The sequence below is a fragment of the Anaerotruncus colihominis genome (assembly GCF_010206195.1).
GTDB classification, from domain to species: Bacteria; Bacillota; Clostridia; order Oscillospirales; family Ruminococcaceae; genus Anaerotruncus; species Anaerotruncus colihominis_A.
In genome coordinates this window covers 422,396-439,758 of sequence record NZ_VIQT01000009.1, presented here as the reverse complement: position 1 = coordinate 439,758, position 17,363 = coordinate 422,396, and the positions used below count along the sequence as shown (strand labels likewise).

The following is a 17,363-nucleotide window of genomic DNA, read 5'->3' as shown; positions in this document are numbered from 1 at the left end:
AAGCGACAGAACAGGTGGCGGTAAAATGAAAGGGGATCAATATCTCTTAAGCTCCGTAAGCAATACATTGGATATTCTTGATCTTTTAAACGACCATGAGGAATTGAGCCTTGCTGAAATCTGCAAAAAGCTGCATATGGGCAAGACAAGTGTATTTCGTATGCTGTATACTCTGGAGGCCAAACAGTTTGTTTATAAAACCCCGGATGCCAAATACCGCTTGGGGATGAAATTTGTCCGGTTTGGGAGCAATATCTCAGAGCGGCAGGATCTCATGGTGTTGTTGCGTCCTGTTCTGCAAAAACTGCGCGACGAAAACAACGAAACCTCGCATTTGGCGATACTTGTTGACGATACAGAGATTGTATTTGTTGGAAAGGAGATCGGCAACACCTCTATCCGGATGGCCTCGCAGATCGGAGTGCGGATGCCGGCTTATTGCACAGGTACGGGAAAAGTTCTGCTGGCCTATCTTCCCGAAGACCGATTGGATGCCGCGCTCGAGAAGATGACATTCAACAAGCTGACCTCAGCAACCATTACGTCACAGGAGCGGCTTTTACAGAGTCTGCAAACGATCCGTTCCAATGGCTATGGATCAGACATGGAAGAAAGCGAGGTGGGGCTTGTCTGCTATGCGGCTCCGATTCGTAATTTCAGCGGTGCTGTGATCGCGGCGATCAGTATTTCGGGACCGTCGGTACGTATGCATCAAAACCGTGAAAAGCTTTTAAAGGCCCTTATAAGCGCCTCCAAAGAGGCGTCCACAATGCTTGGATATGAAAAATGAATAGAAGTTCCCATAACATGAAACGATCCCCTTTGCTGTCATAGCAAAGGGGATCGTTTCGCATATGGAACCGATGTTGCTTATTTGTTGATTATAACCTAAAAACCAAAGTGAAATTTTACAAAAAAAGTTTAAGTTTATATTTACTTATTATAGAAAATCACTTATACTAATAATTAAGAAATATTATTTCTTATAAAGAAACAAAAGGAGGCTGGAAAAAGGTTAATCCGGAAGTCCAAAAGACATGAGAAAGTTTAGGAGGCGTAATATGAAAAAGATTATCAGCATCGCGCTCACAGCGATTCTTGTCTGTTCCCTTTTTGCAGGATGCTCGGAAAAGGCGCAGCCGGACGCTGCCCCTGACACGGCGGATACAGCAGACGCCGGCAGCTATCCAACCCCTGAAAATCCCATCACATTAAAATTTGGGCATATTTCTCCCGACACTTCGGACATGCATGCGAATGCGGTTCTTTTTAAAGAAACGGTGGAGGAAAAAACCGGAGGAGCTGTTATTGTGGAAATTTACCCAAACGGACAGCTTGGCGGCGAGGAAACCATGTTGGATTCCATCTTCTCCGGGACAATGGACATGGGCATTATTTCTGCAAACGTAGCGGCGACCACTATCCCAGAATTTAACTGCATTGTGCTGCCGTTTTATTTCGACAGTTTTGAACAGGTCGGTTCTGTAATTGCCAATGAGGAGTTTTATCAAAAGACTGCGGAAATTGTGGAAAAAAAGGGCGTACATTTCCTCGGGACGCCGTTGATGGCGGCGCGCGGAATCCTGAATACAAAACACAGCGTTAGGACGCCGGAGGATCTCAAAGGTATGAAAATACGTGTCAATACGGGCTCTATCCTGGCCGATACGTTTGACGCGATGGGCGTTACGACCACGCAGCTTGCCTTTGGAGAGGTCTACACCGCCTTGCAGCAGAATGTAATCGACGGCCTGGACAACGGTATTTTTGCCTCCAACATGATGAAATTTACGGAGGTCGCCAAATACTTTACCAACACCATGCACTATTTCCAGCTCAGCCCGTTGTTTATTTCCGATCAGGCCTATCAGAAGCTTTCCCCGGAACAGCGCAATATCCTGCGGGAGTCCTGCAAAGAGGTAGAGGCGATTCTGGTGGACGAGGCGAATAAATCCGATGCGGGCGCGTATGAAGTTGCCGAAACAGAGCTTGGCGTGGAGGTCATCCATCTGACCGATGCGCAATTCCAGACGTTCCGCGACCTGGTGCAGCCGGTGTATGATAAATATGTCCCGCTGATCGGCGAGGAGTACTATGATTTTGTCACGAGCATCAAGAAATAGAAAGCGTTCGGCTCAACGCTGAAGGAACCGAGGAAAGGTTTTGAGGTATGAACTATGAAAAAGGTTAGCCAGGCGATCGATGGGATCGAGCGGATTTTGCTTGTTTATCCGTTTTTACTGTTGGGATGCTGCATTGTGTTTGAGGTGTTCTCCAGAAAATTTTTTGGATTCGGGCTTTCCTGGCTTCAGGAATTGGGCAAATACATCATGGTTTACGGGACGTTTTTAGGCGCCGCAATCGCTGTCAAGGACCGTTCCCATCCGGCCATGTCCGCGATTAAGGATTCTCTGCCGCGGCTGCCGCGGATCATGGTCAGCGTGCTGACAAATCTTTTATGTGCGGGCTGTATTGGCGTGGTCAGCTATTATTCATGGATCAAGCTGGCCAATTATATCCGGATCGGCACAAAAACTTCGTCCCTCTGGGGCCTGCCGATGTGGGTGCCGTTTTTGGCGATGCCTGTCTGCCTGAGTGTAATGGCCCTGCGTTTTCTGCTGCAATGCTTTCTTGAGCCGGCGGAAATCATGAAATCCATGGGACAGAAAGGGGAGGGGGAGCTTTCATGATTGTTGTCGTATCGTTTTTCCTGCTTCTGATCCTGGGTATCCCGGTTTCATTGGTGGTGCTGATTTCGTCCGTGTTGGGTATTGTTGCATTTTCAGACATATCGTTGCTGCTGGTTGCGGAACAGATGTTTAATGGACTGAATAACTTCGTGCTGTTGGGTATCCCATTTTTTATCATGGCAGGCAACATTGCTGCAAAGGGGAGCATCTCCGGTCATCTGATCAATGTCATGCGCATGCTGCTCGGCCCAGTCAAAGGCGGCAGCGTGATCGCCGGTATCTGTGCATGCGCGTTTTTCGCCGCTATTTCCGGATCCAGCATGGCGACGGTGGTGGCGATCGGCACCATCATGATCCCGGCGCTGATTGAGATGGGCTACCCCGAGGAAATGGCGGAAGGTTCCATCACCGCGGGCGGCTCGATCGGTATCCTGATCCCGCCGAGCGCGCCGATGATTATGATCTGCGTTGCTATGGGAACCTCGGTAGGCAAGCAGTTTATGGCCGGCTTCATCCCGGGGATCCTGCTGGCGGCCGTCTGGTGTGTGTATATCTATTTCAAATGTAAAAAAAGCGATATTCAGGACACGAAGGTATACACAAAAGAAGAAAAGAAGGAGATCTGGAAAAAGAGCATTTGGGCTTTGCTGTATCCCTTTATTGTACTGGGAGGAATTTATTTCGGCTTTGCCACCCCGACCGAAGCGGCCGCGATTGCCCTGATTTACGTGATTTTGATTGAGGTTTTCGTCTATAAGACGCTGACGCTCGGACAGATCGCCCAGGAGGCCTATGGCGCGCTCAAAACCTCAGGCTCCATTATCTTTATCATTTCCTGCGCGGCGGTGCTCAACTGGCTGATTACCACACAGCAGCTCCCGGCGCTGATCTCCGGTATGATCACGGAATATGTAAGCAGCAAGGTGATATTCATCCTGATCCTGATGGCGCTGTTCTTTATAGCCGGCTGCTTTATGGATCTGATCGCGCTGATCGTCATCCTGGGGCCGATTCTCGCGCCCACACTTTCGATTTTCAATATCGATCCCATTCTGTTTGGAATCATGTGCGTGATGTGTGTGCAGATTTCCTATATCACGCCGCCGTTCGGCCTGAATCTGTACGCGACCATGGGGATGCGCAAGCGCACAATGACGCAGGTAAGCAAAAGCATCATGCCTTTTTTGCTGCTCCTTGTTGCCGTTGCTCTGGCGGTTTGTTTCATCCCGCAGATTTCACTCTTTTTGCCCAGCATGATGAGCGTGTAATTTTAAGATTTTAAAAAGGAGAATCATTATGAACGAAGTCGGTATTATCCGTCATGACGAGAGCGAGGGCTTGCGTTTCGGCAAGCTGATGGCGGAATGTTATTACTATATGGCAAAGCACATTATGGAGGCGATGGGGGAAGAAAAAGGCGCGCAGGTGATCCGCGCGGCGCTCAAGGAATTCGGCGAGGACCGGGTCGCCTCCATGAAGCGGGAAGCCGCTGAAAAAGGCGTTGAAGTGACCGATTTTGAAAAGTATTTTACCGTCCGCGACATGCCGGACTGCGGCTGGATCAACGGGGACGAGCGCGGCGTGGTCAAACAGTGCCTGTTCCACGAGGTCTGGAAACGGTACGGCGATCTTGGGATCAAGCTCGGTTCATATTACTGCGAGATCGACTATATCCTCTACGGCGGGTTTGGGTTCCATCTGGACCGGCCAAAAAACAAATGCCTGGGGGACGACGAGTGCGTCATGCACTTCACCTATGACAAGTGATCTGGAGGTACATATTATGCGGACGGCGCAATTTACCCGCTTAAGCTGCGATGTGCTTTGCATCGGCGGTTCGGGCGCGGCCGTTTCAGCGGCGTTTATGGCCGCGCAGAAGGGGATGTCCGTGGCGCTGGTGTCAAAAGGGAAAGCCGGGCGCAGCGGAAATGCGATGATGGTTGGCGGCGGATTTGGCGTGGACGGTTACAGCGCCAGGAATATCCTGGGAGAGGCGCAGGCCGATGAACACTATACGCCGCAGGTTTTGTTTGAAAAGGTGGTGAAGGCTTCGTTCTTCCTGTCGGACCAGGCTCTGGCGGAACAGTTTGTGACACAAGCGCCACTGATGACGAAACAGTTTCTGGAATGGTCAAAGGCGGCCGGCCAGGATTTTTCCTTTGTAAAAAGCGGCCTGTATGCGGTTTCCGGAAGCTCTGTCGGAAAAACCATCCAGCAGGGGATAAAAAGCATCACGGGCTGCAAAGTGTATGACGACGTGATGGTTCTGGAGCTTCTGACCGATGGCGGACGGGTCGCAGGGGCAGTGGGGCTTGATCTTTATACCGGCAGCTATCTGATATTTGAAGCGAAATGCGTGGTGCTCGCCACAGGCGGATACCAGCCGCATACACTGAAAAATACCATCAGCGAAATGTCCGGAGACGGCATGGCCATGGCCCTGCGCGCCGGCGCACGGCTGGCGGACATGGAATTTCTGCTTTATATCCCAACCGCTGTCCAGCCGTCGTATCTGCGCGGTTCCATTCTGCCTTATCTGTTTACAATCCCAGTGTTTATGCCGCTCCCGTTTAAGGTGATTGACAGCACCGGCAAAACGCTCGACATCCCGGCGCCTTTTGATGATGTTGCCGGAAGCAACAAACTGAAAAAACTGATTTACAGTTACTTTTGGAGTACCGGTTCCACATGTGACACAATGAATGGGAACCTCTTTTTCGATTACTCCATGCACACGGACGAGCAGATCAATCAGGCGTTCGATTTCTTTACGGAGCATTATTCCCGTTGGCATAAAAAGGGCTTTTATAACGGCATCGACCTTGCCGGGGTGCGTGAATTGATCCTGCGGGAACGCAGGCTGGAATTTGCGTTGGGCAACGAGTACAGCAACGGCGGCGTCGTAATCAACGAGCGGATGCAGACGGACCTTGAAGGGCTGTTTGCGGCGGGCGAAACGACCAGCGGCCTGTTTGGCGCCTTGCGCGCCGGCGACGGGCTGACGGAAATGCTTGCGCACGGATACCGCGCCGGCTTGGAGGCCGCTGCTTTCGCGGCAGGAGCCGCGCGCCCCAAAAACCTGTCCGCACAGGCCGAAAAAATAGTCGCAGAGCTTGAGTCGGTCTTTGAGAGGCCCGTCGGGGAAACGCGCGTGCCGATGCTGACGGCGCGGCTTTGCTCCCTGGCGGACAGCGGCCTGAATGTGGTGCGTGATGAACAAAAAATCCGCTGCGCGCTTGACGGCGTGCGGGAAATCCGCAGGGAGCTCGGGCAGGTTGGCATTGCGTCAAAATCACGGCGTTACAATTTGGATTACCTGGGTTGGCTCGAACTGAGAAACCTGTCCGTCCTGACAGAGGCCGCCCTGCTGGCCGCCGACCAGCGCCGGGAAAGCAGGGGATCGCACATCCGTGCCGACTATCCTGGTGTGGACAATCACAATTATCTGTGCCGCCTGACCGCAAAGCTGGAGAACGGCCGCCTGATACAGGGGCGCATCCTGCCAAGAGCCGGCCGTCTGCCGCTGCCGGACCAGGATTACAATTCAGTCGCCGACTATCTGGCGGATATCCTGTGAGGAGGATGAAGGATGAATGTACAGGTGACGCGATGGGACCCTGAAACAGACAGCCGTCCCCATATGCAGCTTTATCAGCTCCCATTGCCAGCGGATGGCACCCATACGGTGATGGACGTTCTCGATTATATCTATGAAAAGTTCGACGGCACGCTTTCCTATTACCGGCACAGTGTTTGTAACCAGGGAATCTGCGGACGGTGCGCGGTGCGCGTGAACGGCAAGGTGCGGCTGGCCTGCACCTGCCGGGTTTGGGAAGAATCGCTCGAACTTGGCCCGAAAAATGAAAACGTTGTGAAGGATTTGGTGGTCAGGTGAAGGATTTTACTGAGGAACTGATTCAGGCGCTTGACAGCCGCCGGCAGGAACTGGCGGATTTGAGCCGGGAAATTTGGGAATACGCCGAGCTTTCAGAGGAGGAACACCGTTCCAGCCGGCGGTTGGCGGCATATCTGAAGGAAAACGGCTTTGCAGTCGAGGAGGGCGTCTGCGGGCTGCCGACCGCGTTTTGCGCGAAGTGGGGCAGCGGAAATCCCGTGATCTCGTTTTTGGGGGAATACGACGCGCTGCCGGGCTTGAGCCAAAAAGCCCTGCCGGAACAGGCACCCATAAGAGACGGCGCGCCGGGCCATGCATGCGGCCACAATTTGTTAGGCAGCGGAATGGCTGGCAGCGCAGTGGCGGTCAGGGAGCTGCTGGAGCGGTACCGTTTGCCGGGAACCGTGCAGTACTTTGGATGCCCGGCGGAGGAGATCATGCTTGGAAAAATCGTGATGGCAGGGCAGGGCGCTTTTGACAGCTCCGACGTCTGCCTGACATGGCATCCGATGGCCAGCAATACGGTGTCTGACTATTCCTATTCGGCGATGACCTCCATGAAATTTACGTTTCTTGGGAAAACCGCCCATGCCGCCGCCGCGCCTGAACAGGGGCGGAGTGCCCTTGACGCGGTGGAGCTGATGAATGTCGGCGCAAACTATCTGCGCGAACACATCATCCCGCAGGCGCGGGTTCACTATGTAATTACGGACGGCGGCGGAAAACCGAATGTGGTGCCGGGGCGGGCGCAGTCCTGGTACTATGTGCGCGCGCCTTATAGGGAGCAGGTGGAGGAGATCACAAAGCGCCTAATCGACGTATCAAAGGGCGCGGCGCTGATGACCGGGACAACCGTTACGCACGAGGTTTTGAGCGGATGCAGCAACACCATATTGAATAGGCCGCTCAACCGCCTGCTTTATGAAAGCATGACGCGCATCCCTGGCCCGGACTGGACGCCGGAGGAACTGGAATTCGCAAAAAAAATCCAGGATACGTTTCCTGATCAGGTGCAAAGAAACGCACTGCTTGAATTTTCCGTTGTGGAACTGGAGGGACAGATCCTTCACAGCGGCGTGACGCCGCTCAAGGCCGCCCCGGCTTTCCTTGCCGGTTCCACAGACGTTTCGGATGTGAGCGCGGCGGTCCCGACCGGGCAGGTCTTTACCTGCTGCATGCCGGTGGGAACGCCCGGACACACCTGGCAGGTCGCCGCCTGCGCGGGTATGTCGATCGGGCAGAAGGGGATGCTCTACGCGGCGAAAGTGATTGCTGATACGGCGATGCGCTTGTTCTGCACGCCGGAGCTTGTCGCCAAAATCAAAGCGGATTTTAAACAGACAGGCGGCGGAAACGGGGGAGCAGAGTGAAACTGGCGGTCATCGGCGGCGCGGGGCTTCTGGGAAGCACTGCGGCATTCTGCGCGGGCGGACTGGACCTGCTGGAGGAGATCCGGCTGCTGGATATCCGGGAAAATATGACGATGAGTCATGTGATGGACATGGATCAGGCGCTTTCGGCATGTTCGCGCACAAAAGTCACAAAGGGGGATTATGGGCAGCTCGGCGATTGCGAACTGATCCTGATCACCGCCAGCGTTCCTGAAACAGGAACAGGTACGCGCGACAGCTACCTACAGGCAAACCGGGAGATCGTGACGGAGATTTGCTCCAGGCTGCGCGGGCTGAACCAAAACCATGTGATTATCAACGCGGTCAATCCCGTGGATGTGATCAATGTTGTGATCCAGGACTGCACCGGCCTGGATCGGCGCCAGATCATCGGCTTTTCAGCGAACGATACGCTGCGGCTGAAATGGGCCATTGCAAAGGTATTGGATATCGGGGCGGACAGGGTGGACGTTATTTGCCTGGGTGAGCATGGGGAAAAAACAGCCCCGCTTTTCAGCCGTGTTTTCATCGATCAAAAACATGTGCTGCTGGATGCACGGCAGAAGGAGGATGTACTTTTAGAAACGCGTTCCTGGTTTTCCCGCTATCAGGCGCTGCAAAGCGGGCGGACCAGCGGGTGGACTTCCGGCGTACAACTGACGCGTATCATAGCAGCAATTGCGTCCGACAGCGGACAGATACTGCCGTGCTCAGCCATACTGGATGGTGAATATGGATACCGGGCGGTCAGTGTCGGTGTGCCGGCGCGCCTTGGAGAGCGGGGGATCACGGAGATTTTGGAGCTTGAGCTTTCCAGTGAGGAACAAGGGCAGCTCGACGAGGCGGTGAAGAAAATCCATTCTTTGCTGCAATCCATCAGGAAATGAATTTAACGATCAAAGGAGGGCCGATATGATCCGGCTGAAATTTTACGGCTTGGGCGGCCAGGGGGTCGTGACTGCGGCAAAAGTGTTGTCGGCGGCGGTATCGATCCATGAGGGCAAATACGCTGTTACTATCCCAGCCTATGGCCATGAACGGCGCGGCGCGCCGGTGTACACCGATGTGGTGGTGGATAATGAACCGATCCTGCTCAACTGTTTTGTGTATGAGCCCGATATCGTGCTTGTGATGGATCCGTCTGTAAGGGAAAAAGATATTGATGTCGGCAAGGGTAAACACGACGGTACGGTTCTGGTGCTCAATACAAAATCGGGACGGGAAGCGTCGGAATATATGGAACAATACGGGTTCAAAAAGGCGTATTATACCGATGCAATCGACGTGGCGCTGAAATGGATTGGGCGTCCGATTCCAAATGGAGCAATGCTTGGCGCGTTGAGCAAAACAGGACTTGTTTCCATTGAATCAGTGATGGCGGCGCTGAAAGAAACGTTTGGAGAGAAGGCGGGGGATAAGAATGCAAACGCTGCAAGAGAAGCCTATGAACGGACTTGCGAGATGTGATATTTTAGGGCCGGTCGCGTATATCTTTGACGCGGCAAATACAGGAAGCTGGCGGATCGAACGCCCACAGGTGGACGCTTCGGCTTGCATCAAATGCGGCATCTGCCAGCGTTACTGCCCGGCGGATGTCATTACAATCCATAAGGACCAGCCGGATTGTGTGGAATTTATGTGGGATTACTGCAAGGGCTGTGGGATTTGTGCAAATGAATGCCCAAAAGGCTGTATCCAAATGGTATCGGAACGAGGTGACGCATAATGGCGCATGACAAGATGCTGGATGGGAATACCGCTGCCGTCGAGGCGATCAAAGCGGCGCGCGTCAAGGTGATCTCTGCGTATCCAATCACACCGCAGAGCACCATCGCCGAAAAGCTGGCCGACGCGGTGGCCGACGGGGCACTGGACGCGAACTATGTGCGCGTGGAATCGGAACATTCCGCCCTGTCGGTGGCTTTGGGTGCGCAGATGACCGGCGTGCGCGCCGCCACGGCCACCGCTTCGGTAGGGCTTGCCCTGATGCACGAAATTGTAAACGCAGCCGCCGGCGTGCGCGCACCGATTGTGATGCCGGTTGTCAACCGTGCGCTGGCCTCCCCATGGAGCCTGTGGTGCGATCATCAGGACAGCATGGCGGAACGTGACAGCGGTTGGATGCAGCTTTACTGCGAAAATGTACAGGACGTTTATGATTTGACCATGTGCGCCTATCGGATTGCGGAGGACTGTCGTGTACAGCTGCCGTGTATGGTCTGTCTGGATGGATTTTTCCTATCGCATTCCATGCAGAAGGTCCGGGTCGCCGAACAGGCTGAGGCGGATGCGTTTATCGGTCCTTACCGGCGGCATAACAGCTACATCGACCCGGAAGATCCGATGATCGTCAACAATCTAACCTCGTCGGATGAATTCACAGAGATGCGCTACCAGCAGAGCCGCGGCTTCTTTGCGGCGGAAAGCGTAATGGAGGAGGTATTCGCGGAATTTAAGGAGCAGTTCGGACGTGAGCACCATATGGTTGAACCTTACCGGCTGGAGGATGCAAAGACAGTCCTGGTGACAATCGGCTCAATGGCGGGTACGGCCAAATATGTGGCTGACCTGCTGCGTGAACAGGGGCAGCGTGTTGGCGTTTTGAAAATTGTTTCCTTCCGTCCGTTCCCATACAGGCAGGTGGCCGCGCTGCTCAAAAACGTGGAGCAGGTAGCCGTTCTGGACCGCAGCGCCGGCCTGGGCGCGCAGGGCGCGCCCGTCTGGCTGGAGGTCTGCGCGGCGCTTCAAAGCATGGGGCTCAATGTGTGCAGCTATATCGGCGGCCTGGGCGGGCGCGATATCAGCATGGACACCATCCGGCATATTTTCGAAGATATGGCGCAAGAATGCACGCAGGTATATGAAAACCCGGCTTGGATCGATTTGAAGGAGCATCCCATGAATATAAGGCAGGTGTTGAAGCATGTTTGATGTCGTTAAGCAAGCGAAGGGGCTTGTTGCGCATGGGGTGAGCGCCTGTGCGGGATGCGGCCTGGAGCTGATCCTCAGAAATGTCCTGGACGTTTTGGGGGAGGATACGGTTGTCATTATACCGCCGGGATGCTCCGCTCTTTTTTGCGGATTTGGACCGGAAGCCGGTATGAGGCTTGGCGGATTCCAGGGGAATCTGGAGAATACGGCGGCGATGGCGGCCGGCGTGAAAGCGGGCCTTGAGGCGCAGGGAAACCATCATACAACCGTGCTGGCGTTCGCGGGGGATGGAGCTACGGCTGATATCGGCCTGCAATCTTTTTCAGGAATGGTGGAGCGCGGGGACCGGGTGCTTTATATCTGCTATGACAATGAAGCGTATATGAATACCGGGATTCAGTCCTCAAGCTCCACGCCGATGGGCGCCAGCACCACGACGACGCCTGCCGGCAAGCTTACGCCGCGAAAAGACCTGATTGCGATTGCGGTGGCGCACGGGATTCCCTATGCGGCCAGCGCATCGGTGGCAAATATTCCGGATCTGCGCAGAAAGGTTCAAAAGGCCAGGGATACCGCAGGCCCTTCCCTGATCCATGTCCATGCGCCCTGCCCCACAGGATGGGGATATCCGCCCGCCAAATCGATTGAGGTTTGCCGTGCGGCGGTCAATACCGGGGCATGGGTGCTTTATGAGGTTGAGGGCGGCAGGACCACAGTCAACGTAAAACCGAAGGAGCTGCATCCGGTTGCGGATTATTTGAATTTGCAGGGCCGTTTCAAAGGCGTCCCGGCCGATCAGATCGAACGAATTCAAAAGTCGGTGCGGGAACGGTATGAGGCGCTGGTTGATAAAAGCGTGTAAATGCAAACATCAGGAACCGGGGGCGCTTTTCCCCGGTTCTTTTTTAAAACGGATAGGAAAGGGGCTCGCAATGAAGGTCTATAAAATCGTGGCCATCAATCTGGGAAGCACTTCAACCAAAATCGCCTATTATGAAAATGACCACTGCATTATCAAGGAGAGCCTGTCCCATCAAAGCAGCGATTTAAAGGGCTTTGCAACCGTATGGGAACAGTATGACTACAGGATGGACGCGATCGGCGGATTTTTAGACGCTCATGGAATCCGGGTGGAGAAGCTGGACGCCTTTGTGACGCGCGGCGGACACACAAAGCCGCTGTCCGGGGGCGTCTATCGCGTCAACGAATTGATGCTGGAACAGTCGCGCAGCGAGCGTTATGGCAATCACCCCACAGATTTAGGGCTGCAAATCGCCTGGGGATTTGCCAAATACGGACCGGTTCCCCTGACGGTAGACCCGCCGACCACGGATGAGTTCGAACCGCTGGCCCGGTACAGCGGGCTTGCGGAGATGCCGCGCCGCAGCAGCTTCCAGGTGCTCAATCACCGGGCTGTGGGCAAACAGTTTGCCAGGGAGCAGGGCAGGGACTACAGGGCGCTTAACTTAATCGTGGCACATATGGGCGGCGGTATCACTGTAGCGGCGCATAAAAAAGGACGCCTGGTGGATGCGAATAACGGCATCGCAGGAGACGGGCCGTTTTCCACAAACCGCACGGGGACACTGCCTGTGGGCGCGCTGGTGGATGCCTGCTATTCCGGAGCCTTTACATATCAGCAGATGATGCGCAAAATAAACGGGGAAGGCGGGCTTATGGCTTATCTCGGCGACGCCGACGCATACCGGGCGGAACAGGAGGCCGCCAAAGGCAGCCAAAAGCACAGGGAGGTGCTGGAAGCGATGTGTTACCAGACCTCCAAGGAGATTGCCGCCTGTGCGGCGGTGCTCTGCGGCGAAGTGGATGCGATTATTATAACCGGCGGGATGGCGCATTCCGTGATGATGATGGATTGGATTCGCAGGCGTGTGGAATTCATCGCGCCGGTTGTGCTGTATCCGGGCGAGTACGAGATGCAGTCGTTGGCCCTGAGCGCCTATGACGCGCTGCGCGGCATTGAACAGATCAAGGAACTGGTTTGAGGGAGGGGCGGACAATGTTTAAAAGTTTTCAGGAGATTGAACATGCGGTATTGGACAGTGCCAAGCGCGCGCGGATCGCATTGGCGGGGGCGCACGACCTTGACGCGCTTTCGTCTCTGGTACGGGCGCGCGAAGCTGGGATTGCACATGGGATTTTGATCGGACGGACAGAGCAGGTCAGGGAGATTCTAAAGCGCCTTGGACAGCTTGAAACGGACTGGGAGCTGATCGAGGAACCGGATGCCGCACAGGCCGCCGCCCGGGCATGCAGGCTGGTGAAGGCCGGGGAAGCGGATATCCCAATGAAGGGCATCATGCAAACTGCAGACTTCATGCGGGCGATTTTGGATAAATCCAACGGGTTTGTACCGGAAAAACAGCTTTTGAGCCAGGCCACAGTATTTGAATTCCAGGGGCGTCTGATGGTGGCGAGCGATTGCGCGGTCAATATCGCGCCGGAATATCCCGATAAGGTCAAAATTACGCAGAATGCAGTCGATCTGGCGCGCAGGTTGGGCTGCGAATGTCCGAAGGTCGCAGTTCTCGCGCCCGTCGAGATGGTCAATCCGGCGATGATATCCACCGTCGACGCGGCGATGCTCAGCAAGGCTGCTGAGCGTGGGCAGATTAAAAACTGCATTGTGGACGGTCCGCTGGCGCTGGATAACGCCCTGTCAAAAGAAGCCGCGCGCCACAAGGGGATTACCGGTCCGGTAGCGGGAGAAGCAGACGTGTTGATCCTGCCGGATCTCGCTTCCGGCAATATTTTCACAAAATCATTGACCTATGTGACGGGACTTCCTACGGCGGGCGTCCTGAATGGGACAACCGTCCCCGTGATTATGACTTCCCGTACCGACCGCGCGAAGGATAAATACCATGCCGTTTTAATCGCGGTCATGCAGGCGGTTTCATAATGGCGGGGCTGCTTGAAACAGGCCGCATATTTGCGCCGCCTGCCGGCAGCCGGAGCAAGGCGGACAGGAAGGATCGGGCGTTTATAGGGCTTGCCGCCGGCGCGGTGATTTGTGCGGCCGTTTGGCTATTGCCGATACCTGGTCTTATGCCGGATGGGAAAAAGTGCCTTGCCATGAGCCTGTGTGCCGTCTGTTGGTGGGCGACCGGCGCAATGCATCCCGGATATACCGCTCTGGCGCTTCTGGCCGGCTACACGCTTTTTCTGGACAGCAAGCTTGCGCCCGCCGCCACGGTGTTCGGGCTTTGGACAACCCCCACGATGTATCTTGTGATCGGCGGCTTTCTGATCGCGAAGGCCGTCGAAGCGTCCGGCCTTGGCCGGCGTGCGGCGTTGGCGTTTATCAGCCGTTTTACGCGTTCTTATGGAGGCATGGTATTTTCCTGTTACCTGCTTGGGCTTCTTTTGAGCTTTGTGATTCCGCATCCATGGCCGCGGTCGTTTCTGCTGCTTTCCGTGATGTCGCATGCGGCGCGCTCTGCGGGGCTTTCGCAGAGGGCGGCGGCCAATTTAGGGCTGGCTGTCTTTGTCGCTTCGGTTCCGGCTTCAATGATCCTGCTCACTGGCGACAGCACGCTCAATCCGATTGTCGGCGGTTTTGTTGCGGGTACGACGGTTTCCTGGCTGCAATGGCTGGTCTATATGGGGCCTCCGGGACTGCTGGCCCTAGCGCTGACTGGGACGGTCCAGCTCTTGAGCTACAGGCAGCGCGAGGAGTTCCAATTGGATCTTGCGCAGGTGCGCTGCCAGCTTGCGGACATGGGAAAGCTGACCCGACCGGAAATGCGTGTGATTGCAGTAATGGCGGCAGCTGTTCTGCTTTGGATGACAGATTCCCTGCACGGACTTCATCCCGGATGGGTAGCTCTGATCGCGGCGCTTTCGTTTGCAATGCCGCCGCGTGCTTTGCTTGATGCAAAGTCCTGGAGCGGCGTAAACCTCGGAACGCTGTTTTTTCTGTGTGCCGCGCTGGCTATTGGTTCGGTTGGAAAGGCAGTCGGTATGAATGCATGGCTGGCGGAACTGATCATCCCGCAGCAGACGGTTCGGAGTCCTTATCTGTTTGCATTGACGGCCATGCTGATCTGTATGGCGCTTCATATGGCGTTAGGCAGCACATTGGCTGTATTAGGAATCGCGTGTCCGGCAATTATTTCATTTGGTACAGCCGCTGGTATAGCGCCCCTGGCCGCCGCCTTAATCGCTTACACATCTGTTGCGCTGCATTGGCTGCTCCCTTTTCACCATATGAATCTTTTGGTGGGGTGTGGTGAAGATGGAGGCGGATTTGAAAAAAGGGATGTGCTGCGTCTCGGCATACCGCAAACGGCGGTGGTCGCAGCTGTTGTTTTATTTGAAGTGCTCTGGTGGAATATCATCGGGATTTTTTAATAGCCTCCCCGGTTTCAACTGGCTGAAATCGGGGGCTTTTATTTGTAAGGCTGCGTGCCTGACATCGGGTTTATGGCAACGGAGATTGTAAATAAATGAAATTCATGATATGATGATGTCATGAAAAATCTGTGTGAATAAGGAGGGGCGGGATGCTGGTTTATCTGACGGCGTTGGAGACAGAGCAGGAAAAAACAAAATTTGAACAGCTATATCTGACCTACCGTCAGACGATGTTCTACGTAGCCAACAGCATCCTGCATGACTCCCAGCTCGCAGAGGATGCGGTTCATCAGGCGTTTCTGCGAATCATGGATCACATGGGGAATATTTTGGAGGTTGAGTGTCCCCAAACGAAAAGCTTCGTGGTTATTATAGTAAAGAACATTGCGATTAATTTTTATAACCGCCGCAAAAAGCAGTCGGTCCTTTCCTTTGACGAGCTGGCTGACTGGTCGGCGGAGCGTACCGCTACGCCGAAAAATGAAATGGAAGCCCAAGAAGGCTACGATTGTTTGATAGAGCTGATCGGCCGGATGCCGGAAAGTTATCGCAGCGTGCTGCTTCTAAAATATGATAACGGTTATTCGACAGCGGAAATCGCGTCGATGCTGGATTTAACAGAGGAGAATGTTAAAAAGCGCATCCAGCGCGCACGTAAAAAGCTGGAGCAGATTCTGGGCACAGAGGAGGTGAACACATGAGGCTTAATGACGACCTTTTGACACGGGCGTTGCGGGAAGCGCGCGATCGTACATTATTTGAATGTCCGCCGCCCAATGAGCCGGAGCATGTGTTTTCCGAAGACTTTGAGCGGCAGATGTGCGCATTGATACGTTCACAGCAGCGCTTTACATGGCGAAAACATCTGCGTGCCGCCGCGCGCAGAGCGGCTGTTTTTGTACTGGCTGCATTTGTGGGATTTTCAGCATGTATGTTGAGCGTCGACGCCTGGCGTGATAAGCTCTATGAAATGGTGGAGGAAAAGCATCCTGAGTATTCTAACATTTCCTATCGTCCTGTGGATGGATCAGAGATGGACGGTCAGCCGGACTTTAAGCTGATTGAATACCGTCCGTCCTATCTTCCGGACGGATATTTCCTCACTTCACAAATGCTGGATGAATACGTCAATTGGTCGACGTATGAAAGCCCGGACGGAGGTTTTATTTCGTTTGACCAGGCTATCATCGGCGTACCTGGCGTAGCAATTAATACGGAAGGCGCGCAGCTGGAGCAGTTTGATTTGAATGGTGAAACTGCTTACAAAATGGATAACAGGGGCAGCCAGTTTGTTCTTTGGAATGATAGCCGCTACCAGTATATGGTGATTACACAGAATATGCCGATGGAGGAAGCGATCCGAATTGCCGAAAGCGTGACGGTTTGCCCGATAGACGCGCCTCATCCGCCGCGGTTGACACCTGAATTTGGTCCGCCGCCTGGCTATTCAAAGGACCAGGCTGCTGCAAATGGCGATATTGTGATCAGCGGCGGAGAAATTGAAAATTTAAATCGCCTGGATGCCTTCTTTGATGAGATGGGCCTCCAAAAACAGACGATTATCCGTGTAACGGATTACGACCAGGGAGGACCGCGCATCCTTGAACTCTATTTCAATGGGCTGCGTGTGGATTGCACCGAGGACGATACACGCACGCCGGGCAAACCCAAAAATACAACAAGCGGATATACTTATGAACGTATGGAACGTGTCGAACAGGATGGAGACATTGTTGTGCTGGCGGAGGATCGAAACGGCGGGCAGGTGGAGCTGTTCCGATATAGACGGCCGGAATGACAGAGAGAAAAACAATTGCAGCGGCGGGTGAGCCGCTTCGGCATTATGCAGATGCGGCTGTATATGATCGGATTTTGGAATGGACGGCCGCTGCGGGAGTCAGGGCGCAGCTTTAATAATGGTATATAGATATGATTCCTTTTTTACAGTCGTCAGCTTTGCTGACGGCTGTTTTGCAAATTTTATGAAGATATGGTACAATTTTTATAAAATGCAGTGAAATTCATAGCAAGAGCTTACAATTTTTTGTATACCTGCCTGTATTGCGGACGGGAATGTTTTGT

General features: G+C 54.0%; 18 protein-coding genes. All 18 read left to right on the top strand.

Going from position 1 to position 17,363, the window contains the following annotated elements; genetic code table 11:
* The first annotated feature begins 25 nt into the window (after positions 1 to 25).
* The 18 genes from FMM72_RS06305 (at position 26) to FMM72_RS06220 (ending at position 17,079) form a co-directional block, all read left to right on the top strand.
* On the top strand, positions 26 to 790 hold the full coding sequence (locus FMM72_RS06305) for an IclR family transcriptional regulator (protein ID WP_160208385.1): 765 nt from the start codon (positions 26 to 28) through the stop codon (positions 788 to 790).
* Positions 791 to 1,061: 271 nt separating this feature from the next.
* Positions 1,062 to 2,123: a TRAP transporter substrate-binding protein gene (locus FMM72_RS06300; RefSeq protein WP_162220896.1), complete on the top strand. Its 1,062-nt coding sequence runs from the start codon at positions 1,062 to 1,064 to the stop codon at positions 2,121 to 2,123.
* A gap of 54 nt (positions 2,124 to 2,177) precedes the next feature.
* A complete protein-coding gene (locus tag FMM72_RS06295; RefSeq protein ID WP_160208390.1) occupies positions 2,178 to 2,690 on the top strand; it encodes a TRAP transporter small permease in 513 nt (170 codons plus the stop codon).
* Positions 2,687 to 3,958, top strand: a complete 1,272-nt coding sequence (locus FMM72_RS06290; RefSeq protein ID WP_162220895.1) for a TRAP transporter large permease — start codon at positions 2,687 to 2,689, stop codon at positions 3,956 to 3,958. The genes FMM72_RS06295 and FMM72_RS06290 overlap by 4 nt, the downstream gene beginning before the upstream one ends.
* Positions 3,959 to 3,986: 28 nt before the next feature.
* Positions 3,987 to 4,457: an L-2-amino-thiazoline-4-carboxylic acid hydrolase gene (locus tag FMM72_RS06285; protein WP_160208395.1), complete on the top strand. Its 471-nt coding sequence runs from the start codon at positions 3,987 to 3,989 to the stop codon at positions 4,455 to 4,457.
* 16 nt (positions 4,458 to 4,473) lie between these two features.
* Positions 4,474 to 6,267: an FAD-dependent oxidoreductase gene (locus FMM72_RS06280; protein WP_162220894.1), complete on the top strand. Its 1,794-nt coding sequence runs from the start codon at positions 4,474 to 4,476 to the stop codon at positions 6,265 to 6,267.
* A 12-nt stretch (positions 6,268 to 6,279) separates the two neighbouring features.
* Positions 6,280 to 6,585, top strand: a complete 306-nt coding sequence (locus FMM72_RS06275) for a 2Fe-2S iron-sulfur cluster-binding protein (RefSeq protein WP_160208397.1) — start codon at positions 6,280 to 6,282, stop codon at positions 6,583 to 6,585.
* The gene (locus FMM72_RS06270; protein ID WP_162220893.1) at positions 6,582 to 7,955 is read left to right on the top strand and encodes an amidohydrolase; all 1,374 of its coding nucleotides are present in this window, start codon (positions 6,582 to 6,584) and stop codon (positions 7,953 to 7,955) included. Before FMM72_RS06275 ends, FMM72_RS06270 begins: the two co-directional genes overlap by 4 nt.
* Positions 7,952 to 8,863 carry a lactate/malate family dehydrogenase gene (locus FMM72_RS06265; protein WP_162220892.1) on the top strand — a complete coding sequence of 304 codons (912 nt, stop codon included), beginning with the start codon at positions 7,952 to 7,954 and terminating at the stop codon, positions 8,861 to 8,863. Before FMM72_RS06270 ends, FMM72_RS06265 begins: the two co-directional genes overlap by 4 nt.
* A 25-nt stretch (positions 8,864 to 8,888) precedes the next feature.
* Positions 8,889 to 9,443: a 2-oxoacid:acceptor oxidoreductase family protein gene (locus FMM72_RS06260; protein WP_160208400.1), complete on the top strand. Its 555-nt coding sequence runs from the start codon at positions 8,889 to 8,891 to the stop codon at positions 9,441 to 9,443.
* Positions 9,421 to 9,702, top strand: a complete 282-nt coding sequence (locus FMM72_RS06255; protein ID WP_160208401.1) for a 4Fe-4S binding protein — start codon at positions 9,421 to 9,423, stop codon at positions 9,700 to 9,702. The genes FMM72_RS06260 and FMM72_RS06255 overlap by 23 nt, the downstream gene beginning before the upstream one ends.
* Entirely contained in the window at positions 9,702 to 10,907 is a 1,206-nt protein-coding gene (gene porA / locus FMM72_RS06250) for a pyruvate ferredoxin oxidoreductase (protein WP_162220891.1), read from the top strand. Before FMM72_RS06255 ends, porA begins: the two co-directional genes overlap by 1 nt.
* The gene (locus FMM72_RS06245; protein ID WP_162220890.1) at positions 10,900 to 11,769 is read left to right on the top strand and encodes a thiamine pyrophosphate-dependent enzyme; all 870 of its coding nucleotides are present in this window, start codon (positions 10,900 to 10,902) and stop codon (positions 11,767 to 11,769) included. Before porA ends, FMM72_RS06245 begins: the two co-directional genes overlap by 8 nt.
* Positions 11,770 to 11,839: 70 nt before the next feature.
* Positions 11,840 to 12,910 (top strand): butyrate kinase, encoded by a 1,071-nt coding sequence (gene buk / locus FMM72_RS06240; RefSeq protein WP_162220889.1) that lies wholly within the window; start codon positions 11,840 to 11,842, stop codon positions 12,908 to 12,910.
* A gap of 14 nt (positions 12,911 to 12,924) precedes the next feature.
* Positions 12,925 to 13,827: a phosphate acyltransferase gene (locus FMM72_RS06235; protein WP_162220888.1), complete on the top strand. Its 903-nt coding sequence runs from the start codon at positions 12,925 to 12,927 to the stop codon at positions 13,825 to 13,827.
* Positions 13,827 to 15,278: an SLC13 family permease gene (locus tag FMM72_RS06230; RefSeq protein ID WP_162220887.1), complete on the top strand. Its 1,452-nt coding sequence runs from the start codon at positions 13,827 to 13,829 to the stop codon at positions 15,276 to 15,278. The genes FMM72_RS06235 and FMM72_RS06230 overlap by 1 nt, the downstream gene beginning before the upstream one ends.
* A gap of 152 nt (positions 15,279 to 15,430) precedes the next feature.
* Positions 15,431 to 15,982, top strand: coding sequence for an RNA polymerase sigma factor (locus FMM72_RS06225; RefSeq protein WP_160208412.1), 552 nt, complete (start codon positions 15,431 to 15,433; stop codon positions 15,980 to 15,982).
* On the top strand, positions 15,979 to 17,079 hold the full coding sequence (locus tag FMM72_RS06220) for a DUF4367 domain-containing protein (RefSeq protein WP_162220886.1): 1,101 nt from the start codon (positions 15,979 to 15,981) through the stop codon (positions 17,077 to 17,079). The genes FMM72_RS06225 and FMM72_RS06220 overlap by 4 nt, the downstream gene beginning before the upstream one ends.
* Positions 17,080 to 17,363 lie beyond the last annotated feature (284 nt).